At 30.0% G+C, this 21,297-nt stretch carries 20 protein-coding genes; 1 reads left to right on the forward strand and 19 read right to left on the reverse strand.

The annotated features are described in order from the left end of the window. Positions 1-214: 214 nt before the first annotated feature. From M4I33_RS05405 to M4I33_RS05430, 6 genes are all read right to left on the reverse strand, one after another. Positions 215-2,218, reverse strand: a complete 2,004-nt coding sequence (locus M4I33_RS05405) for an FtsX-like permease family protein (protein ID WP_257915857.1) — start codon at positions 2,216-2,218, stop codon at positions 215-217. Next, positions 2,218-2,976 carry an ABC transporter ATP-binding protein gene (locus tag M4I33_RS05410; protein ID WP_257915858.1) on the reverse strand — a complete coding sequence of 253 codons (759 nt, stop codon included), beginning with the start codon at positions 2,974-2,976 and terminating at the stop codon, positions 2,218-2,220. Before M4I33_RS05410 ends, M4I33_RS05405 begins: the two co-directional genes overlap by 1 nt. A 167-nt stretch (positions 2,977-3,143) precedes the next feature. Beyond that, a complete protein-coding gene (locus M4I33_RS05415; protein ID WP_257915859.1) occupies positions 3,144-5,171 on the reverse strand; it encodes an FtsX-like permease family protein in 2,028 nt (675 codons plus the stop codon). A 2-nt stretch (positions 5,172-5,173) separates the two neighbouring features. Next, entirely contained in the window at positions 5,174-5,929 is a 756-nt protein-coding gene (locus M4I33_RS05420; protein ID WP_257915860.1) for an ABC transporter ATP-binding protein, read from the reverse strand. Positions 5,930-6,263: 334 nt separating this feature from the next. Continuing rightward, positions 6,264-7,499: a hypothetical protein gene (locus M4I33_RS05425; RefSeq protein ID WP_257915861.1), complete on the reverse strand. Its 1,236-nt coding sequence runs from the start codon at positions 7,497-7,499 to the stop codon at positions 6,264-6,266. Positions 7,500-7,643: 144 nt separating this feature from the next. Continuing rightward, on the reverse strand, positions 7,644-8,291 hold the full coding sequence (locus tag M4I33_RS05430; protein WP_257915862.1) for a GerMN domain-containing protein: 648 nt from the start codon (positions 8,289-8,291) through the stop codon (positions 7,644-7,646). A 334-nt stretch (positions 8,292-8,625) separates the two neighbouring features. On the opposite strand from M4I33_RS05430, the gene M4I33_RS05435 reads away from it, so the two are divergent. Further along, a complete protein-coding gene (locus M4I33_RS05435; protein WP_257915863.1) occupies positions 8,626-10,686 on the forward strand; it encodes a methyl-accepting chemotaxis protein in 2,061 nt (686 codons plus the stop codon). A 101-nt stretch (positions 10,687-10,787) separates the two neighbouring features. Here the strand turns inward: M4I33_RS05435 and eutM are convergent, their stop codons facing one another. From eutM to cutC, 13 genes are all read right to left on the reverse strand, one after another. Next, complete coding sequence (eutM, locus tag M4I33_RS05440; protein WP_194189475.1) at positions 10,788-11,075, reverse strand: ethanolamine utilization microcompartment protein EutM; 288 nt, start codon at positions 11,073-11,075, stop codon at positions 10,788-10,790. A gap of 85 nt (positions 11,076-11,160) precedes the next feature. After that, complete coding sequence (locus M4I33_RS05445) at positions 11,161-11,814, reverse strand: phosphate propanoyltransferase (protein WP_257915864.1); 654 nt, start codon at positions 11,812-11,814, stop codon at positions 11,161-11,163. 25 nt (positions 11,815-11,839) lie between these two features. Beyond that, positions 11,840-13,435, reverse strand: a complete 1,596-nt coding sequence (locus M4I33_RS05450) for an acetaldehyde dehydrogenase (acetylating) (RefSeq protein WP_257915865.1) — start codon at positions 13,433-13,435, stop codon at positions 11,840-11,842. 25 nt (positions 13,436-13,460) lie between these two features. Then, positions 13,461-14,114, reverse strand: coding sequence for a BMC domain-containing protein (locus tag M4I33_RS16865; protein ID WP_308367272.1), 654 nt, complete (start codon positions 14,112-14,114; stop codon positions 13,461-13,463). A 23-nt stretch (positions 14,115-14,137) separates the two neighbouring features. Beyond that, the gene (locus M4I33_RS05460; protein ID WP_257915866.1) at positions 14,138-14,812 is read right to left on the reverse strand and encodes a cupin domain-containing protein; all 675 of its coding nucleotides are present in this window, start codon (positions 14,810-14,812) and stop codon (positions 14,138-14,140) included. Between the two features lie 33 nt (positions 14,813-14,845). Continuing rightward, the gene (locus M4I33_RS05465; protein WP_194189470.1) at positions 14,846-15,112 is read right to left on the reverse strand and encodes a EutN/CcmL family microcompartment protein; all 267 of its coding nucleotides are present in this window, start codon (positions 15,110-15,112) and stop codon (positions 14,846-14,848) included. Continuing rightward, entirely contained in the window at positions 15,109-15,411 is a 303-nt protein-coding gene (locus M4I33_RS05470; RefSeq protein ID WP_257915867.1) for a BMC domain-containing protein, read from the reverse strand. Before M4I33_RS05470 ends, M4I33_RS05465 begins: the two co-directional genes overlap by 4 nt. 15 nt (positions 15,412-15,426) lie before the next feature. Beyond that, positions 15,427-16,272, reverse strand: a complete 846-nt coding sequence (eutJ, locus tag M4I33_RS05475) for an ethanolamine utilization protein EutJ (protein WP_194189468.1) — start codon at positions 16,270-16,272, stop codon at positions 15,427-15,429. A gap of 4 nt (positions 16,273-16,276) precedes the next feature. Further along, a complete protein-coding gene (locus tag M4I33_RS05480) occupies positions 16,277-16,891 on the reverse strand; it encodes a hypothetical protein (protein ID WP_257915868.1) in 615 nt (204 codons plus the stop codon). Between the two features lie 16 nt (positions 16,892-16,907). Continuing rightward, on the reverse strand, positions 16,908-17,342 hold the full coding sequence (locus tag M4I33_RS05485; protein WP_374707692.1) for a EutP/PduV family microcompartment system protein: 435 nt from the start codon (positions 17,340-17,342) through the stop codon (positions 16,908-16,910). Beyond that, on the reverse strand, positions 17,339-17,695 hold the full coding sequence (locus M4I33_RS05490; protein ID WP_257915870.1) for a BMC domain-containing protein: 357 nt from the start codon (positions 17,693-17,695) through the stop codon (positions 17,339-17,341). The genes M4I33_RS05485 and M4I33_RS05490 overlap by 4 nt, the downstream gene beginning before the upstream one ends. A gap of 1 nt (position 17,696) precedes the next feature. Continuing rightward, positions 17,697-18,650 carry a choline TMA-lyase-activating enzyme gene (gene cutD / locus M4I33_RS05495; protein WP_257915871.1) on the reverse strand — a complete coding sequence of 318 codons (954 nt, stop codon included), beginning with the start codon at positions 18,648-18,650 and terminating at the stop codon, positions 17,697-17,699. Between the two features lie 86 nt (positions 18,651-18,736). After that, entirely contained in the window at positions 18,737-21,283 is a 2,547-nt protein-coding gene (gene cutC, locus M4I33_RS05500) for a choline trimethylamine-lyase (protein WP_257915872.1), read from the reverse strand. Between the last annotated feature and the right edge of the window lie 14 nt (positions 21,284-21,297).

Below are 21,297 nucleotides of genomic sequence, written 5' to 3' on the forward strand. Positions count from 1 at the left end.
ACGATCAAATTTTTATAGTTTGTCTAAATATTTTTTACTTGTCCAAAATATCAAAAATTTACCCTAATATAGCGAAAATCCCTTGTACCAATAATATTTCGTAACATTGGTGTAGTTTTTTTCATTTTTAATTATTTTTTATTACTACTCCCTCTCTTCTATTTATTACCAACAAAAAAAAGACCACCCTTTTAAGAGTAGTCTTTTCTTAAATTTATTTTATTCCATTTTTAACAGTGCTTCTATATCCTACATAAGTAGCAACGAAATATCCTCCGTATACTACAATCATTATTACAACAGTTAATAATGATGACATACCTATATCTGGTTTGTTAAATAATGAAAGGAAGTCATTAACAACTTTAATTGCAACAACTGAGTGCATTAAAGCAACTATAAGTGGTAATCCAAAGTATATACTTACTTGCTTAAATATAGCTTTATTTATCATACTTTCTGATACACCTATTCTTCTTAATGATTTATATCTTTCTAAACTATCACTTGCTTCTGATAATTGTTGAAGCGCAAGTACTGCTGTACTAGTTATTAAGAATATTATTCCAAGATATATTCCTATAAATAATACTGTACTAGTCATACCATTGTTTTGATCATATATTTCAGTTCTAGTCATTCCGTTTACGAAGTCAACATTTTTAATTTTACCATCCCTAATTGCTGTGAATATTTTTTGTGCTTTTGCTTCATCAGCCTTATCTCCAAAGTTTATATTCATAATCTCAGTACTTGGCTTAATATTTTTAACAACATCATCTGGAACTATTAAAGTTAATATGTTAGATTCCATTCCTGAACTTTCAAAGTTTTCATTTATAACATCTTTATTTTGAATTGAATAATCTTTTCCATTAATTTTTATCTTTTCATTTGATGCCTTTTCTAAAGCATCGATTATTTCTTTTTTCTCTGAAGAAACTAAAACTTTTCCATTTTCAAGTTTTATAGCTTCTTTTCCTTGTAAATTTCTTAATTGATTATATGAAGTTTCTGTTATAGCCATTGCTGGTATTTTATTTTCTTCTAATGATTTTTTAACTGTACCATCTTGTATATACTTTCCAACTATATCTATACTTGGAGTACCATCTAAGTAATACTCATTAAAAGTAACTTGTTTATCGTTTGAACCTAAATTTAATCCTGCCTTTTTTAAATTTTTAGATATGCTTGGTATTGATCCGTCTCTATCTGTAAAAGATGTTACAGTTGCACCATATGGTGTAGTCTTTTCTAAACCTTTTTCTAAAGCATTTTTAAAACTTAATCCTGTAGATAAAGTACCAATTGTTAAAAATAGCATAAGTGATATTACTGTCATTGATATAAAGTTAGTATTTATTTTGCTGTTTATTTGTCTTAAAGTGAAAATATTTAAGCCTTTTAAGTAAACATTTTTGTTCTTTTGAACTAAATTCAAAACAAATCCTGCTAAACTAAAGAATATACCTAGTGTTGCAACTACTCCAAACACTATAGATAACTTAAATTTTAAATCTGATGGATTTAATCCTGCTTTAATTACAAATCTATATGCTATAACTAATAGAACAGCTGAAATTATAAAGATAATCCCGTTTAATATTGGACTCTTAACTTTAATATTTTCACTTTTTCTTGATGCTGTTAACATATCTATTAGTTTATATTTTGAAATAACAACTGAGTTAAATATCATAACTAAAACGAATATTATACCAAAGTATACAACAGTTTTAATTATTGCTTCAGTAGATAATAAAAATTTGTATTGGCTAAGTGATACTGTAAATAACTTAGCTGCAAATAATGATATTATCTGTGAAAGTCCTATACCAACTACAAGCCCTACTGCTAATGATAAAATACCAACTACAGCTGTTTCGTAAGTTAATATTTTTGCAATATTACTTTTTTTCATACCTAAAGTCATATAAACTCCAAGCTCTTTTTTACGCTTTTTAACTAAAAAGTTATTTGCATAAAGTATTAATCCACCCAAAATGAATGAAATAAATATTGAAACACCTGATATAAGTTGTTGTAATAACTCTATATATTGTGCTTTGCTTGATGCCATCTCAGAGAATGCTTTCTGATCTCCTATTGAGTTAAAGGCATAGAATATACAAACACCTAAAGTAAGTGTTAAAAAGTATATTGAATAGTCTTTAAAACTCTTTCTTACGTTTCCTATCGCTAATTTTAAGTACATTAGATTTCTCCCTCCCCTAGAAGAGTTACTGTATCCATAATTTCATCAAAGAATTCTTTTCTAGTTTTATTAGCTTTTACTAATTCTTTAAATAGCTTACCATCTTTTATAAATAAAATTCTGTTTGCGTAACTTGCTGTGAATCCATCATGAGTAACCATAAGTATTGTAGCATTTAATTCTTCATTTATGCTCTCAAAACTTTCAAGTAATTTTCTTGCTGATTTTGAATCAAGTGCTCCTGTAGGTTCGTCTGCTAAGACTACGTTTGGTTCTGTAACTATAGCTCTAGCACAAGCAACCCTTTGCTTTTGTCCTCCAGATACTTGGTATGGAAATTTATTTAGCATTGCATCAATTCCAAGTCTCTTTGCGATATCTCTAACTTTTCTATCTATTTCTCTTGGCTTTTTGCCTTGAATTGTAAGCGCTAATGCTATATTTTCGTATATTGTTAAAGTGTCTAAAAGGTTATAGTCTTGGAATATAAATCCTAACTTATCACGTCTAAACTCTTCAAGCTTTCTTCCCTTTAATTTAGTTTCGTCTTCACCATCTAATAGTATTTGACCTCTAGTTACTGTGTCAATAGTTGATATACAGTTAAGAAGTGTTGTTTTACCACTCCCTGAAGGTCCCATTATTCCAACGAACTCACCTTCTCTTACATCAAAGCTTACTCCCTTTAATGCTCTTGTTATGTTATCTTTGTTTCCGTAAAATTTTTCTATATCTTTAACTTCTAAAATGTTTTTCATAATTTAACTCCCCTTACGTTTCGTTCTCTATGTATATTATAATACTCCCTTTTATACTTTAATCATATCTAACTTCCTTACAGTTACCTTTCAATTTTGTAAGGTAAAATAAAAAAATAAAGCCATTAGAAATCTAATGACTTTATTTATATATATTTATTTTAAGTTTATTTTTTGAAACTATTTCTAACTGTTCCTTTATACCCTATATAAGTTGCTATAAAGTATACTCCGTAAATAGCTACCATTATAGCTGTTGTAACTAAAGACGATGCTCCTATATCAGCTTGAGAACTAGAAGTTATATAGTCATTTACAACATTAATTCCAACTACAGAGTGGATTAATGCCATTAAAAGAGGTAATCCAAAGTAAATACTAACTTGAGTAAATATTGATTTATCAATCATATTTCCATCTACACCTATTCTTCTTAACGATTTGTATCTACTAATACTATCATTTGCTTCTGAAAGTTGTTGAAGTGCAAGTACCGCTGTACTAGTTATTAAGAATATAATCCCTAAGTATATAGCTATAAATAAGATTGTACTTGTTGATGCAACTGATGAATTATATATTTCTACTTTTGTATATCCTGAAATATACTGCCTACTATCAGTTTTATCAGCTTCTTTTTTAAACTTATTAAAAAGATTTCTGTATCTTCCTGACTCTTTTTCATCATATTTCTTTTGTAAATTTACAGCCATCCTGTTACTGTCTATCTTTAAACCTTTTATTGCATTATCTGGAACTATTATAGTTAAATTGTTTTCTGCAAATCCCATACCTAAGAATTCTTCATTTATTATTTCTTTATTTTGAATTCCATATTCTTTTCCTGAAACCTTTATTTTCTTTTTGTTCTCTATAAGACTGTTTATTGAATCTTTAAATTCTGAAATATTTGAAGTTACTAATATTTTGTCATCATCTAAAGATATCGGGTCCTTGTCTTCAATCTTTCTTATATTATTATAATCAGTAATTCCAATTGCTCTACCTTTAAGTTTCATTTCTTTATATTGTTTTTCAGCTACGCTATCCTTTTTATTTGAATATATATAATCTGTCATTACTAAATCTGGTACAGTATAAATGTTATAAAAAGCAGCCTTATCTTCAGGATTTATCTTAAATCCTTCTTTATCTAAAGATTCTTTTATCGAAATACTTTTGTTATCACCTCTAAGGTACACTGATGCTGATATATCAAAGGGTGTAGCGTTCTCAAAATCACTTTCAACTGATTTTTTAAAACTTAATCCTGTTGATAAAGTTACTATAGTTAAAAATAACATAAGTGAAATAACAGTCATTGAAATAAAATTAGTGTTAATCTTACTGTTTATTTGTCTTAAGGTAAATATATTTAATTTCTTTAAATATATATTTTTATTCTTTTGAATTAAATTTAAAAAGAATCCTGATAAACTAAAGAATATACCTAATGTAGATATTATTCCAAGTATTATAGATAATTTAAATTCTATTTTTTGAGTGTTAAGTCCAGCTTTTATAACAAGGTTATATGCTAAGGCTAAAATACAAGCTGAAACTATAAAAATAATAGCATTTTTAATAGGACTTTTTATTTTTATAGATTCATTCTTTTTAGATGCATTTAATATATCTATAAGCTTGTACTTTGAAATAGAATATGAATTAAATATCATAACTATAATAAATACTGCACTAAATGCAATTGTAGTCTTAATTATTGCACTTACAGATATAAAGAAACTATACTTACTAACTGTAAATGTAAATAGTTTTGATGCAAAAATAGATATTATTTGTGATAAACCAAATCCTACTAACAACCCAATAATCAATGAAATTATCCCAACTAAAACTGTTTCATAAGTTAAAATTTTAGATATCTTACCTTTGCTCATACCAAGAGTCATATAAACCCCTAGCTCTTTTTTACGTTTTTTAACTAAGAAATTATTCGCATAAATTATTAAACCACCTAAAATTATCGTAATAAATACAGATATTCCTCCTATTAATGCTTGAAGAAGCCTTGCATACTGAGCTTTATTACCAGCCATCTCTGTAAATGCCTTTTGATCTCCTATAGAGTTAAAAGCATAGAATATACAAACTCCTAAAGTAAGTGTTAAAAAGTATATTGAATAATCTTTAAAGCTCTTTTTTATATTTCCAAGTGCTAATTTAAAATACATTTTTAAGCCTCCTCGCCTAGAAGAGTAACTGTATCCATAATCTCATCAAAGAATTCTTTTCTAGTTTTATTTCCTTTTACTAATTCTTTAAAAAGACTTCCATCTTTTATAAATAAAATCCTGTTTGCGTAACTTGCTGTAAATCCATCATGAGTAACCATAAGTATTGTAGCTTGTAACTCTTTATTTATGCTTTCAAAACTTTCAAGTAATTTCCTTGCTGATTTTGAATCAAGTGCTCCTGTAGGTTCGTCTGCTAAGACTACGTTTGGTTCTGTAACTATAGCTCTAGCGCAAGCAACCCTTTGCTTTTGTCCTCCAGATACTTGGTATGGAAATTTATTTAGCATCGCATCAATTCCAAGTCTCTTTGCTATATCTCTAACTTTTCTATCTATCTCTCTTGGCTTTTTTCCTTGAATTGTAAGTGCTAATGCTATATTTTCGTATATTGTTAAGGTGTCTAAAAGATTATAATCTTGGAATATAAATCCTAACTTATCACGTCTAAACTCTTCAAGCTTTCTTCCCTTTAATTTAGTTTCGTCTTCACCATCTAATAGTATTTGACCTGTTGTAACTGTATCAATAGTTGATATACAGTTAAGAAGTGTTGTTTTTCCGCTTCCTGAAGGTCCCATTATTCCAACGAACTCACCTTCTCTTACATCAAAGCTTACTCCCTTTAAAGCAGTTGTTCTATTTTCTTTATTTCCATAAATTTTTTCTATATTTTTAACTTGTAATATATTATTCATTTTAATTCTCCTTTTTTGTTAATTACTTTCTATTTTTCAAAAGTATATTTACAGTATTTTTATATCCGATATATGTTATATAAAAGTATCCAATATAAATAACTAAAACTACTGAAGCTATACGTATTGTTGTTAAACTTAATATTAATCTCTTAAGTTATCCCTCCCCTTAGTGATTTCCCAATCGTCATATACATAATATAATTTTTTTATAACAATCCATATTTATCTTTATTACATTTATCTTTCATTTTTGTAAGAAACAAAAAAAGATAGCTAAATGACACAATCCAATTTAAATTGGATCGTATCATTTAGCTATCTTTTTTAATATTTAACTTGCAATTAAACAGCCTGATAATTCTACACGCTGTGGTTTTCCAACCATTTCTATTGCTTTATTTATTTCTTCTTGTAATTTTTCTTTACTTTCATTACATTTAACTAAATCTATATCTATTATTATTGATTTACCTTTAATTTTAACAGCTGTTTTAGTGCCCTCTGTTATTTTACCTGTTTCAAAATTATAACCATTTAAAGATTTACCTTCACTAATCGAAATATCGTAACCTAAAAACGCTAAACTTGCCGGTCTTCTTCCGTACTTACCGCCTTGGATACTTATCTTTCCAAATTTTTTTACAAACTCCGGAACATCCTCTTCTTTTAGAGCACCTTCTTTAATAAATTCATCTAATGGTTTAAAATTTCCTCTCAATTTCAATCTTTGATCTATCTTTATATTTTTTAAAGCTTTATTTATGGCATTTTCTATTAATTCTCTATCAGATCCGTCATATAAATCTACATTTAAAATTATTTTGTCACCAGTTATGCATGCGCTTGTACGTGTTCCTTTATCGTACTCACCTATTTCAATAGTATATCCATTTAGTTCTTCGCCAGCATCAAATCCAAATATTAACCCTAAACATTCATAAAGGTTTGGAGCTCTCTCCTCCTCCCCTCCAAACACTTCTGCTGACATATATTTTTTATTTATATTATTTAGCTTATCTTTTTCAGATACCTCATTTAATATATCACCTTCAGGATTTGTTTTAGATATTTCAGTAATCTCTTTTTGATTATTTTTATTTGAAGTTTTACTTAAACCTCCATTATCAATTTTACTTTCATTTTTCACTTCAATTTTATTATCATTATTTTTATTTTCATCTTTAGTTGTTAATTTATTTACTACCTCTTTAGTTTTTAATTCTGCATTTTCTTTAATTGTAGAAACACTTTTCTTTACCGTAATATCATTTAAATCATTTTTATAGCTTCTATTAGAATTATTTTTAACTTCTACTATCGCTTCTTTATAAATTTTAGTTTTCTCATTGTTTTCCGATCTTTCTGGTAATACATTAACTTCGTTATTTTTTATTTCCGTATCTTTCTTAGTTTCATCTTGTTTTTGATCTAAATTAACTTCATTCTGAACTTCTGCACTTTTTCCATTATTTGAGTCTGAAGTTTCTTTATCCTTTCCACACCCTGTAATAACAGATGCAATCATAACTGAAGATAATATTATACTAATTATTTTTTTACTTTTCATTTGTTCCCCTTATTTCCTTTGTTTTTATTTTAAAGCATTTTTTTCCACTTATATTATCGCCCTTATACCAATGATTTTGAATACATTAATTTATAATTCATAAAAAATTAAAAGTCAGCAATTAATTTGCTGACTTTTAATATCTTAAACCCCCATAGGCTTTAATACTCTAGTGTTATCTATAGGTCCTATAGTTTCTGATTTTTTTCCATCTATTAAAAACATAACGCCGTCTATTCCTAAATTCTTGTTTAAACATAAAGTATTTACTATAGAGTATACTTTAGCTGTTGCCCCTGCTGATGAGTTTGTTTGAGGGTCTAAAAATTCACGGCCTAAATCTACTGTTGCTATTTTATCTTTTATAGTTACGCTATAAACTTTAGTTTTTTTAGGAATACCGCTCTTTTTGTTATTTCTTACTTCTATCACTAAGTCTTTAATTCTATCTGATTTAACCTTAGTTTTTTCTTTTACCCATTTATCATTTATAACGTCGTAAAAATACATATTTACATTTAAAGTTTTTACTTTAACTTTTTCAGGGTCTTTTTTATCAGTTACTTCAGTTTCAGTACCATTACTATCTTCCTTTTCTTTTTCGATATCGTTATTAGTTTTGTCTTTATTTTCATTTTCTTTTATTTCTTCTTTAGGCTTTTCTTTTTCATCATTACTAGTTTGTTCTGTAGTTTGAGATCCTTCTTCTTTAGGAGTCGCATCCTTTTTTTCACCGCAGCCTACTAAAATAAACATAGACATAATCAAAATTAAAGATAATATTTTTTTCATAATTAATCTCCTCCCATTTTAAATAATTTGAAAAACTATTTTTTAAATAACAGATTTATTTTTTGAAAAAAGAGAATTTATGATTAGTTTTCTATATCTATATTATACCAAATTTATCCTGTTTTTTTAACTACTTACTAAAATTATACTCTTCTTTCCTATATTTAATCTATATCCATTAAATAACATCCATATTCTAACTTATTTAAATTTAATAAGCTATTTACTTTAAACTCCTTTCATTAATAATAAATTTCTCTAAGGTTTTAAATATCATATAAAGTTTATTCTCTTTTAACTCGATAAGATTATTTGGGAAGCAAAGGAGGAAGCTATGAAAAAAATATCTACTAAAGTGATGTTTTCAATACTTTTTTGTTGTATTGTTACATCTATAATAATCACAACTACAAGTACTATTAAAAGTAAGTCTTTATTTAAAGAACAAGCGACTAGTAATATGGAATTACTATCTAAAACTAATGCTGATTCTATAGATGAAGTCTTAAATAAAACTATGAACTATGCAAATAGCATTGATCTTTTAGTATCTAATGTTTTCGATGAATCAAAGCTAGATAAAAATGATAAGTACATAACTGATTTCACTAACATGCTAGATCCATACATAAAAAACATTGCAAAAGATTATAACGATGCACTCGGGGTAGCTCTTATAATTAACCCTGAACTTACTGATAAAGCTCATCAAATAATCTACGAAAGAGATACTTTAGGCGGACCTTTAGTTAAAAAGAATAAGTTTACTAAAGATCAATTTAAACCTGATGCTCAAGACATGCAGTGGTATTATAACCCTGTAAATTCTAAATCTCCTATTTGGAGCGATGCTCACACTGATGCTCACTCTTCTAATATGAGAATGTCATATACTATGCCTATATATTCAAATAATAAATTAATTGGTGTTATTGCTATAGACTTATTTTTTGATAAGTTTAAAGAAATGATAGACAATGTAAAAGTATTTGATGATGGTTATGCTTTTTTAACTAATAAGGATTTAAACTTTATAGTAAATAAAAATGCAAAACCAGGTGAATCTTTAAAAAATACTTTAGGTGTTGATTTAAAGATAGGTGATAAAACTACAGGAACAGAAGAAGTTAAAGCTAATGGTAAAAAAGCTATCTTAAGTTACACTAAACTTACTAATGGAAATATTATGGCTATAATAGCAAATGAAAGTGATATATTCAGTAGTATTAATAAAGGTATTATAGTTAACGTGCTTATTACTATTTTTATTTGCATAATAGTTGCAATAATAGCTTTATATATTTCTAGAAAAATAACTGACCCTATAAATTTCCTTTCTACTTTAGTTAATACTACAGCTAATTTAGATTTAGAAGATAGAGATGAATATAACAATTATAAATTCCCAGAAGATGAAACTGGAGTTATGGGAAAAGCTGTTCTTCATTTAAGAAGTGTTCTTAAAGAAAGTATGGCTAATATAAAAGAATGCTCTGATAGTACATTCTCTCAAGCTGAAAGCCTAAATTCTATAACTCAAGACTTAAAAGAATCTTCTGTAAGCATTAATCAAACTGTTATGGAACTTGCAAACGGAGCTCAAGAACAAGCAAGTGAGGCTCAAAAAGGTTCTGAAATGCTAGCTGAACTTGCAAGTAGAGTTGATAGTGCAGTTAATTCAGTTGAAACTATAAAAAATGATTTAAATAAAGTAATTGAATTTAATAATAATGGTGGAGAAGCTATGAAGGATCTAGTAAGTAAGTTAGATTTAACTACTTCTATGGGAATAGCCACAACTGAGAATGTTAAAATTTTAGCAGAGAAGTCTAAATCTATTGGAAATATAGTAGTTGCTATAAATTCTATTTCAGAGCAAACTAACCTTTTATCATTAAATGCAGCAATAGAGGCTGCAAGAGCTGGAGAAGCTGGTAAAGGCTTTGGTGTTGTTGCTGAAGAGATTAGAAAACTTTCAGAAGAAACTTCTCACTCTACTAACGAGATCGAAGTTATTATAAATGATATTTGCAAAAATATTGATAATATTGAAAAAGTAATAGGCGATTCAAATGACACTATTAAAGAAGCTAATATCTCTATGGATGTATCTTCAAAGGTATTTGATGATTTAAGTAACTCATTTAAATCTATGGCAAGTAAAATAATAACCCTTGCAAAAGATATGGATAATATAGAAAGTTCAAAAGCTGATGTCCTTAATTCTATTGAGGGAATCACAGCTATTTGCGAAGAATCAGCTGCTGCAACTGAAGAAATTTCAGCAACTATTCACTCTCAAGCTGAATCAGTTGATACTGTTTCAAACGCTTCAGAAATTCTTATAACCATAACTGAGAATCTTGAGGATAATGTTAATAAATTCAACTTGTAGAAATAAAATTATTTTGAATTTAAAAGGTCTTTGCAATTAGTATTTGCAAAGACCTTTTTTCTTTATTAGTTAAAAGTTATTTAAGTATAAGCTTTTTTGGATTATTTTTCTTCTTTTGAAGTTGGTAATATAACTTCAACTTCTGAATGTGGTCTTGGGATAACGTGTACTGAAACTAGCTCCCCAACTCTTTGCGCTGCAGCTGCTCCTGCATCTGTTGCAGCTTTAACTGCTCCTACGTCACCTCTAACCATTACAGTTACAAGTCCGCCTCCAACATATTCTTTTCCTATTAAGTAAACATTAGCAGCTTTAACCATTGCGTCAGCAGCCTCTATTGATCCTATTAATCCTTTTGTTTCAATCATTCCTAAAGCATCGTATTTCATATTAAAATCCTCCTAAAAATCCTTTTATTTTTTATTTTAATTTTTTTATAAACTTATTAATGTTTTCTATTTTAAGCGATATTTTTTAAGCGCTTAAAATCTTTATTTTTGATTTTGGTGTTATTCCAAAAGAGTTTGCCTCTTCTACATCTAAGTGGCACTCAAGGCTAAATGAATCGTTAGTTCTAATACTTACGTTATTTAAAACTCCCCCTCTTAAACCTTTTATTTCTATACTAACTATATCCCCATCAGAAACTTTAAAATGCTCTGCATGTTCGTTATTCATGTGGATATGTCTTTGTGCTACTATTACACCTTCTTCTAACTGGACACTTCCTTTAGGTCCAATTAAAGTTATTCCTGATGTATTTTTTAAATCTCCTGAAAGTCTAACGCTTGGTGAAACTCCAGTAGCTCTACAATCACCTATAGATAATTCTACTTGTGTCTTACTTCTAACTGGGCCAAGCACCCTTATCTTTTCTAAAGATCCTCTAGGACCACATACAGTTACAGTTTCTTTGCAAGCATACTGTCCTTTTTGTGATAAATCCTTAAGTTTTGTTAATTCATATCCTTCTCCAAAAAGCATTTCAACATGTTTTTTTGAAAGATGTATATGTCTATTTGAAATCCCAACTGGAATCTCAAAAGAATCTTTAACTTCTTTTTTCTTTTCTTCACTTTCCTTAACTGCTGTAAGTAAAAGTTTTAATACTTCATCTAAATTTTCCATGTTTAAATCTACCTCTTCATAGTTTCTACTTTTTCATAGTAGCTATGATTTTATTTACTAAGTCCATCACTTCTTCGTTATCTAAGTTATTAACTTTTTCTACGATTGTCTCGTCTATAGTTACAGGTTTTTCTGATTTTCTTTGAATCTCAGCTGGACTTAAGTTCATTTCCCCGTATGTTTTATTTGAATTATTACAGCAATTATCAGTGTAATTAGTTTCACAGCAAGTTTTATTATTGCTAGTTTCTCTTCCTTTACCGATGGTATCACAATCGATTAAGCCATAAGCAACTCTCTTTATATTTATAAGATGCATTGGAGTTACGTTTTCTGAAACTGAACTTCCTCCCCATGTTCCACATCCTAAAGTGAATGATGGCATAAGTCCTGTTGAAGCTCCTGTTCCTCCAAATGATCCACCTGTATTTACTAAAATCCTTGATGCTGGTTTTTTAGCAAACTTTTTAACTATTTCTATATCTTCTGTGTGAATACTCATAGTATGACCTATTCCATTTTGAAGAAGTTCTATACTTAATTCACAAGCTTCCATCCAGTCATTTACTACATAGAATCCAAGAACTGTTGTAAGTTTCTCATAAGATAGAGGGTATTTAGGTCCTACTCCCCCTTGTCTTCCTATTAAAACTTTAGTTCCTTCTGGCACGTAAATATCTGCAGCTTTTGCAATATATTCTGCGCTTCTTCCAACGAATGCTGCGTTCATAGCGTTCCCTTGCTTAAATAAAAGACTGCAAACTTTATTTGTTTCTTCCTCTGTCATAAAGTATCCGCCAGACTTTTTAAGTTCTTCTACAACCTTCTCTTCGTTACAGTATTCGCAGATTATTGATTGCTCTGATGCACATATTGTTCCGTTATCGAAAGTTTTACTAGCTATTATATTTCTTATAGCTTTTTCAATATTTGCAGTTCTCTCAATATATGCAGGTGAGTTTCCAGCTCCTACTCCAAGTGCTGGTTTTCCTGATGAATAAGCTGCTTTTACCATTCCAGGACCACCTGTTGCTATTATTAAACTTACTTCTTTTGCTTTCATAAGTTCATTTGTAGCTCCTATTGAAGTTAATGTAACACAAGTTATAATATCTTCTGGTGCTCCAGCTTCTACAGCTGCATCGTGCATAAGTTTTGCTGCTGTGCTTGTACATTTAACAGCTGATGGGTGAGGTGAAAATACTATAGCATTTCTTGATTTTATTGCTATTATTGATTTAAATATTGCAGTTGATGTTGGGTTTGTTGAAGGAACTATCCCCATAACTAATCCTACAGGCTCTGCTATATCAATTAATTTATTTTCTTTATCCTCTTTTATAACACCTATAGTTTTCATATCTTTTATTGAGTCATATAAAACCTCTGATGCTAAGTTGTTTTTTGTAGCTTTATCTAAAACCTTACCAAATCCAGTTTCTTCTACAGCCATCTCCGCTAGACATAATTCATTTTCCTTTGCAGCTTTAACCATATTTCTAACTATTTTATCTATTTCTTCTTCGCTAAAATCAGCAATTTTGTTTGCTGCAATCTTTCCTCTTCTTGCTAAGTTTCTAGCTTCTTGTATTGATCTTAAATCTTTATCGAAATTTTCCAAACCAATATTCCTCCTTCTTTAAAGACTATTTTTTGTAATGATTTTTAAGTCTATTTAGAAGTGACACCTTATCTGCCTTTGAAATAGCCTTACTTGTAATGTCTAAATCCTTATATTCTTTACAAAGTTTTCTAACTTTAGATACCTTTAAGCTATCTAAATCTTTAAAAGCTTCTTCTAAACCTTTTTCTTTTACAAGCTTGTCTAATTCTTCTTTAGTAATTTCTAAATCTATAATTTTATCTAGAACTTCTAAATCTTCTAAAACTTCTTCTTTAGAGGCCTTATCTATAGCTTTAGTTACCTCTTCTTCTACAGTTTCCTCTATAGCTTCTTCTACTACTTCTTCAAGTAATTCTTCAAAAACTTCTTCTTCTATAGATTCTTCTAATCTTTCTATAGCAGGTTTAGTTTCTATTATGCTTTCTATATCTCTATGTGGTCTTGCAATCACATGGTTTGAAACTAAAGCATTACTATCTAATCTATTTACTGCTGAAACTCCAGCATCTACAGCTGATTTAACGGCTCCAACATCACCAGTTACAGTAACTGAAACATACCCTCCGCCTATATATACTTTTTCAAGGATATTAACATTTGCTGATTTAACCATAGCATCAGCCGCTTCAATAGTTGCTAACAACCCTTTAGTTTCTATCATTCCTATTGCTTGCATGATTATCTATCCTCCTTAAGTAATTAAAGTAAATCTGCCCAGTTAGCTGGATATGTTGCGTAGAATAATTTAGCTTTATTAGGCGATCCCCAAACTACTTTAGAGTTTTTAGGAACAAATAACACATCACCAGCATTTGCTTCATATGTTTTACCATTTATAGAAACAGTTACTATTCCTTCTATTACGTAATCTATTTCTTCGTAAGTTAGTTCCCATTCAAACTCTGAATCTTCAATTATTAAAAATCCAGCGCTCATTTTAGATTCGTCTTTACTAACTAGCTCTTGGAAAAAGACTTTATTATCTGGATTTCCAGTATCAAAGACATCCATCTTTACTGAATTTCCTCTTACTACTTTTAATCCACTTTCATCTACTGAAGATATAAAGTTTGAACTTTCTCCTGTAGCTAATATTTTTAACATCTCTTGAAGTAAACCTTCATTAACTAACTCTTTAAACATATCTAAAAGCTTCATGGCATCACCATTTTTTGAAACTATATTTTCTAAGCATTTAGATTCAGCACTAAAAATTTCTTTCTCACTAATTTTTTCTGTAGTAAATGAAATGTTATTATTTTTAGCTATATCTTTAGCTGATGGAGTCAAGATTATGTCTTTGTCTATATAGAAAACCTTTTCCCCTGTAGCTAAAAATTCTTCCATATCTTTTGCACAAATTAATCTTTTCACCTTCTCACATCCTTTCAAAGATTATAATTTATTTTATTCGCTGAATTTGCAGTCTTCGTCTATAATTCCTATAACTGCAGCATCAACTGGAATCTCATCATCTTTTAGCATCTTTCTTGCAGATGATCCTGTGCTTACGATAACTCTATCTCCTATCCCAGCCCCAATATTATCTACAACTATGAATCTTCTTCCACTAAAGCTTCCGCCTATTTCCTCAGCTAACATAAACTTAAGTCCATAAAGATTATCCGCTTTTCTAGTTGCCCAGATATTATCTATTAATTTTGCTGTTATCATAAGCCCTTTCCTTCTTTCATCTTTATTTTTATCTCTTCTATTGCAGATTCAACTGATGCTGTATCTCCAAGAATCGCAATTGAAGTCATATGTTGTGGGCAAATTCCTTTTATATCTTCAACTATTACCCCTGCTGCTTTTTCAGCAACATCTATCGCATAAATCATCTCTATTAATTTGCCTTGCATAAGGCCTATAGCATCCACATTTTCTATCGCTTCTTTGCCTTCTATTCCCATCCTCTTTATAAGAGCACGTTTTGTCCCTTCTGTAGGTGATTTTATAAGTTTAAAATCCATAGCTTAAAGCTCCCTTTAATCTAAAATCTCACTTGTGCAACTTAGTGCTATCCCAAGCGGTGTAACAAACATAGGATTCTTTGGTTTATGTGTATATACCTTAATCTTATTTTCTATTACCCCTTCAATTCCTGTAAGGCAAGCTGTTCCTCCAACTAATGATATCTCTCTAACGTCTTGCCCGTTTATATGATCATTAATTATTGAACCAACCTTTTCAATTACAGGTTTTAAAACTGGTAATAATTCTTCATGTTTACTATTATCTCTTTTAAATTCATCAGCTTCATCAAAAGTCATTCCGTATGCACCTGAGATAACTAAGGAGAAGTGAGTTCCCCCTGTTGCCTCGTCTGCAACATAAACTACTTTTCCATCTTTTATAATGGAAGTACCAGTAGTTCCCCCACCTATATCAACTACAGCTCCGTTTTGAATTTTCAAAACTTCGTTTGCAGCTGTAGGTTCATCTAATAGGTTTGTAAGTTCGAATCCCGCAGCTTGTACAACATTTTTTATAGCCCCACCGTCTAAGGAATCTGTTCCAGGTGGAATAGCGGCTGCTGCATAAATTAGTTCAGAGTTTAACTTTTCTTCTATCTCTTTTTTTAGTTCTCTAACTATTTTTACTGCACCAATATAATCAACTACCATACCGTCTCGTACAACATCAGCATATCTATACGCCCCTGCAACCGGCCTGTAATTTTCATCTAGGACTGCTAAAACTACACACGCAGTTCCAAGGTCCACTCCTGTATAATAAACTGATGATTTTTCTAAGATTGGGTCTTCTATAACCTTCTCGAATTTACTTACTAAATCATCACAGTACTCGAAAGTTTTACTTTTATCACTCAATATTTTATCCTCCTATTTCCATAGATATAGTCATAGATAATTCTTTTATAATATCTTCTAAATTGTTTTTTATAACTAAAACTATCTCATCTTCTTCTATTTCTAGAAGGTAATATTTAAATTCGTTAAGTTTACAAAGGAGGATGTAAAGATTTAATATTTTTTTGCATTCTTTTAGGTGTATATAAACGTCTGTAATTTCTATTTCTGTACTTTCAAAATCACAAACTTTAGGATTAATGGATTCTAATTTTGTTTTTCCTTCTGTAAACTCTCTTAAATTTTTTATTTTTCTCTCTAAATCTATAAGCTTTTGAGATAGTTTTAAGTCCTCATTAATAATCTTGCTTGCTGCTTCTAAAAATGATGCTTCAATAGACTTTAATTTGTATGTAACGATTTTGTGACTGTCTCTTTTATCTAAATCTATTAAAACCTCTTCTTTAACTTCTTCTTTTTTGCTATCTGTAGGTAAATTACTATTTATTTTTATCCCTTTATCTAGTAAGTATTGTCTCCCTCCAGGAGTAAGCCTTTGATCTTCTCTTAGCTTAAATTCTTTAAAGGGCTCTTTTCTATATAAGTCTTTTAAATAATCTTCAGTAATAAATCTAAGCATTTATCTATTCACCTACCTATTTAAGTAGATACTCTTTAAGATGTTTCATATCTACTTCACTATTTTCTCTAATTAAAAAATATGGCTCTTTTATCCCTATCCTCTTTAAAGTTTCCTTGCATGTTTTAATATTTTTTTCATCATCTCTAGCCTTATTTATAACTCCAACAACTTCTAAATTAAAAAGTTTTGTAAAGCCATCACTTATTGTTTCTTTAGGATTTTTAGAATCTAATACATATACTATTTTTTTAGCATCTTGTGCTAAGGCTATAATGTGCTTATACATCCAAGGGCTTTCTAAATAAGAACTTGGAATATCCATAGTTTTTTCACCATAAATAACATCTGCTGTCCGCTTTAGAGGACCCTTATAATCATTTAAAAAATTTACTATAGTTGTTTTTCCAGAAGCTCTTCTCCCAACAACCATAATTCTCTTTTTCTTCATGTTCTAGTTATAGGGCAAACAGTAAAACCTAACATCTCTTTTAAGGTTTGATTTACTGATATTAAAGCTTCATTTACACTATCTACATCACCACTTATTAAGACTGACCCTGTAAATCTATCTAAAAAACCAATCTCAACATCTGATGATTTAGTTGCAATATCTGCTGCTATAATTGCAGTTTCATAAGGTGATAATGTAAGTATCCCTATAGCTCCTCTTTCATCTACTCCTAATCTGTCATAAATATCTTTCATAGGAGATGCAATAATATGTGATAAAGTTATTTGCTTTCCTGGTACTGATTCTTGAATTACCCTTTGTATATTTCTATCATTTAAATTACTACTCATTTTAGTGACGAACTACCTTTGCATTCATTTCATATCTTTTGATATAATTTTCAATTCTGTTTAAGTCTTCTTCGCTTAAACTAGGGTCGCCATATACTGGGTATTCAATTCCAAGTTGGTTATATTTATTAACTCCCATCTTGTGATACGGTAATAAATCTATACCTTTAAAATTTTTATAATCTTTATATGGTAGTAAAAATTCCATAGCTTTAGTTATTGCTTCTTCGCTATCATTTACACCTTTTAAAAGAGGCATACGTATTTGGACATTAAATTTATTTTGAAGAAGATTTTTTAAATTTTCTAAAATCTGCTCATTTCTAACTCCTGTCCATTTAAAATGCTCATCAGAGTTTATGTGCTTAATATCAAATAGGAATAAATCAGTAAATTCTGCAATTTTTAAAATATTTTCCTTTTTTGTATATCCAGATGTTTCTATAGCTGTATTGATTCCAACATTTTTACAAGCCATAAGAAGACTTAATGCAGCTTCAGGTTGCATTAAAACTTCCCCTCCTCCAAGGGTAACTCCACCACCTGACATTTCATAAAAGGTTCTATCCTCTTCTATGATCTCTAATAATTCTGATATAGTCTTGTTTTCACCGACTATATTTATTGCTGATTTTACGCAAGATTCTTCACATTTTCTACAGCCTATGCAATCAACTTCTCTATCTATTTCATGAAGCCCTGTAACGCTATTTACTTTGTGCACCTTAACTGGGCAAACATCTACACATTCTAAGCAGTTTTCACAAAGATCTTTCTTAAACATGACTCTATTTTTTACCATCATCCCTTCAGGATTTGCACACCATTTACAGCGCAAAGGACAACCTCTAAAAAATACTATAGTTCTAACACCTGGGCCGTCATACATATTGTATTTTTGTATATTGAAAATTCTTGCCTTTCTTTCGATAATTCCATTTGTGTTATTATTCATATCTAAACTCCTAAGCTTTTTTAAACCTTTTCTTTGGGGGAAGTTTAAATTAATTTTTATCCCCCAAAGAAAGATTTATAATTTTATTAAAAATGTGTTAGCATAGTTCTACTTATAATCTCGTCTTGAACATCTTTACATAACTCTACAAAGTAAGCACTATATCCAGCTACCCTAACTATTAAATCTCTATAAGCTTCTGGATTTTTTTGAGCTTCTATTAATGTGTTGTTATCTAGATAGTTAAATTGAATTTCTCCAAGTTGAAGAGCACAAGCACTTCTTAAAAGTGTTATTATTCCTTGTTCTCCTTCTGGTGTATCTAAAAGTCCTGACATTAACTTAAAGTTATGAACCATTCCTATATTCATGTTGTCACAAGCCATTTTTGAAACAGATTTAATGATAGCTGTTGGCCCTTTAAAGTCTGCTCCTTGAGTTGGACTTATACCATCTGAAAGAGGAGTCCAAGCTCTACGTCCATTTGCAGTAGCACCTGTTAACTGACCAAATGGAGTGTTGTTTGAAATTGATAAAGTTCCGTGACTTAAAACTGAATATAATGTTTTATATTTTCTATGTTCCATTTCAGTAAAGTTAATTAAATCTGCACCGATGTAATCAACGTAGTCATCATCATTACCGTACTTTGGAGCTTCTAAACAGTCTTTTCTTAATTTTTCATATCCAACGAAATCTGCTTTTAAAGCTTCTTTAAACTCTCTTAAAGTGTATTTCTTTTCTTCAAATACTAACTTTTTAATTGCAGCCATTGAATCTATATAAGTTGCAAGTCCGCTCCATACAACTCCAGGTCCGAAGTTATACATAGCACCACCAGCTTCTACACCTCTACCTTTTTCCATACATCCTTCATACATCATTGACATAAGAGGTTTTGGCGCAAGTTCTTTGTGAACTCTTTGAGATATAACTGTTGCAACGCTTGTCCATTTAGTTATAAATTTGATTTGCTCTTTAACAGCATTTTCAAACTGCTCGTAAGTTTTAAAGCTATCGACATCTCCAAAGTCTGGACAAACTTGTTTTCCATACCATAATGGAACACCGTTATTTAAAACTAATTCTATACAGATTGGCCATTGAGTATATCCAGTTGAAGTCCATTGATATAATCTACCTGATTTTTGTGGCTCTACACATCCCATTAAGCAGTAATCTCTAGCATCTTCAATTGATACTCCTTTTGCAAGCATCATCTTTATGTGAACATCATCAAAGTGACAAGCTGGGAATCCCATTCCTGCACGGATAACTTCAACTATCTTTTTAAGATATTTTTGAGGTGATGATTTGTGAATACGACAAGCTAGAGATGGTTGATAAATCTTAACGTGTCTTACTGCATCCATTAAAAGATAAGTTAGTTCGTTAGTTGCATCTCTTCCTTCTCTCGTAACTCCACCAACACACATATTTACAAATGGTTGATACCCTGCGAAGAATTTAGATCCTCCTTCACTTGTAATCCACATCATCTCTGACATTTTAATTAACATACATCCTGCAAGTTCAAAGGCTTCAAACTCAGTCATTCTTCCTGACTCTAAATCGTTTTTAAAGTATTCATACATGTATTGGTCAACACGTCCTATTGACATACCAGTTTGGTTTTCTTCAACTACAAGTAGTGATTCTATAGTCCAAACAGCTTGAATAGCTTCATAGAAAGTTTCTGGTTTGTGAGCTGGAACTTTAGCATTTACTTCTGAAATTTTTAAAAGTTCAGCTTTTCTTTTTGGATTTGTTTCTTTATCTGCTAATTCTTTAGCGTAGTTTGACATACGTTTTGCATATATCATTACACCTTCTGCTGTATCTATAAGTGATTTAGAAAAGTATATTTTTTCTATATCATCAGGGTTTGCATAGTTAAGTTCTAAAAGCTTTTCTTTAGCTTCATTAACTATATCTATCATTCCCTTTTTCATTAAGATAACATCGTATCCTGGGTTTGAATCTCCTCCACCATTAACTGCATGGTAAGAGCAATCTGATACAAATGATTCTCCTGAAAGTTCCCAAACTCCAGCTTCTCTATATTGGTCTTCGCAGTATTCATCTACTGATTTACCTTGCCAAAATGGGAATAATTCTTCTCTCATAAACTTTTTATCTTCTTCTGAGATGTAGAAAGGGTCTTGTGCTCTTTCCCCTATAGTATCTATTTCATCTACCATCCATCTCCAAGCTATATCAGGAGAGAATGCTCCAGCTCTTGGAGCACCGTTTGGAGCTCCTACTATAAGCTCGTTATCTTGGATTACAAGTGGTGCTGTTTCGCAGCAATGTTTAAAACATTTTCCTCTTAATATTGATTTTGGTGTTCCTGGATTTTGCTTTGCTATTTCAGTTATAGCTCTAGCTCTATGAGTTGTTATTGTTGGAACATGTTTTAAATAATTATCTTTAAGTTTCTTTAAACGCTCTGTTATTCCCTCTGGAATACCACCATCATTTGAAGTAACTATACATTCTGTAACTTTAGGTTCATCATCTTTTTTAATATCATCTGACACGCTTTCAAACATTTTTAATAGTGCTTGACGCTCATTTTCAGACATATTTTTTGTGGCTTCCATAAATTTATTTGAAAATTCACGAATATCCATTTTATCTACTCCTT

Source organism: Clostridium sp. LY3-2, from assembly GCF_024705715.1.
In the GTDB taxonomy this organism is placed as follows: domain Bacteria; phylum Bacillota; class Clostridia; order Clostridiales; family Clostridiaceae; genus Clostridium.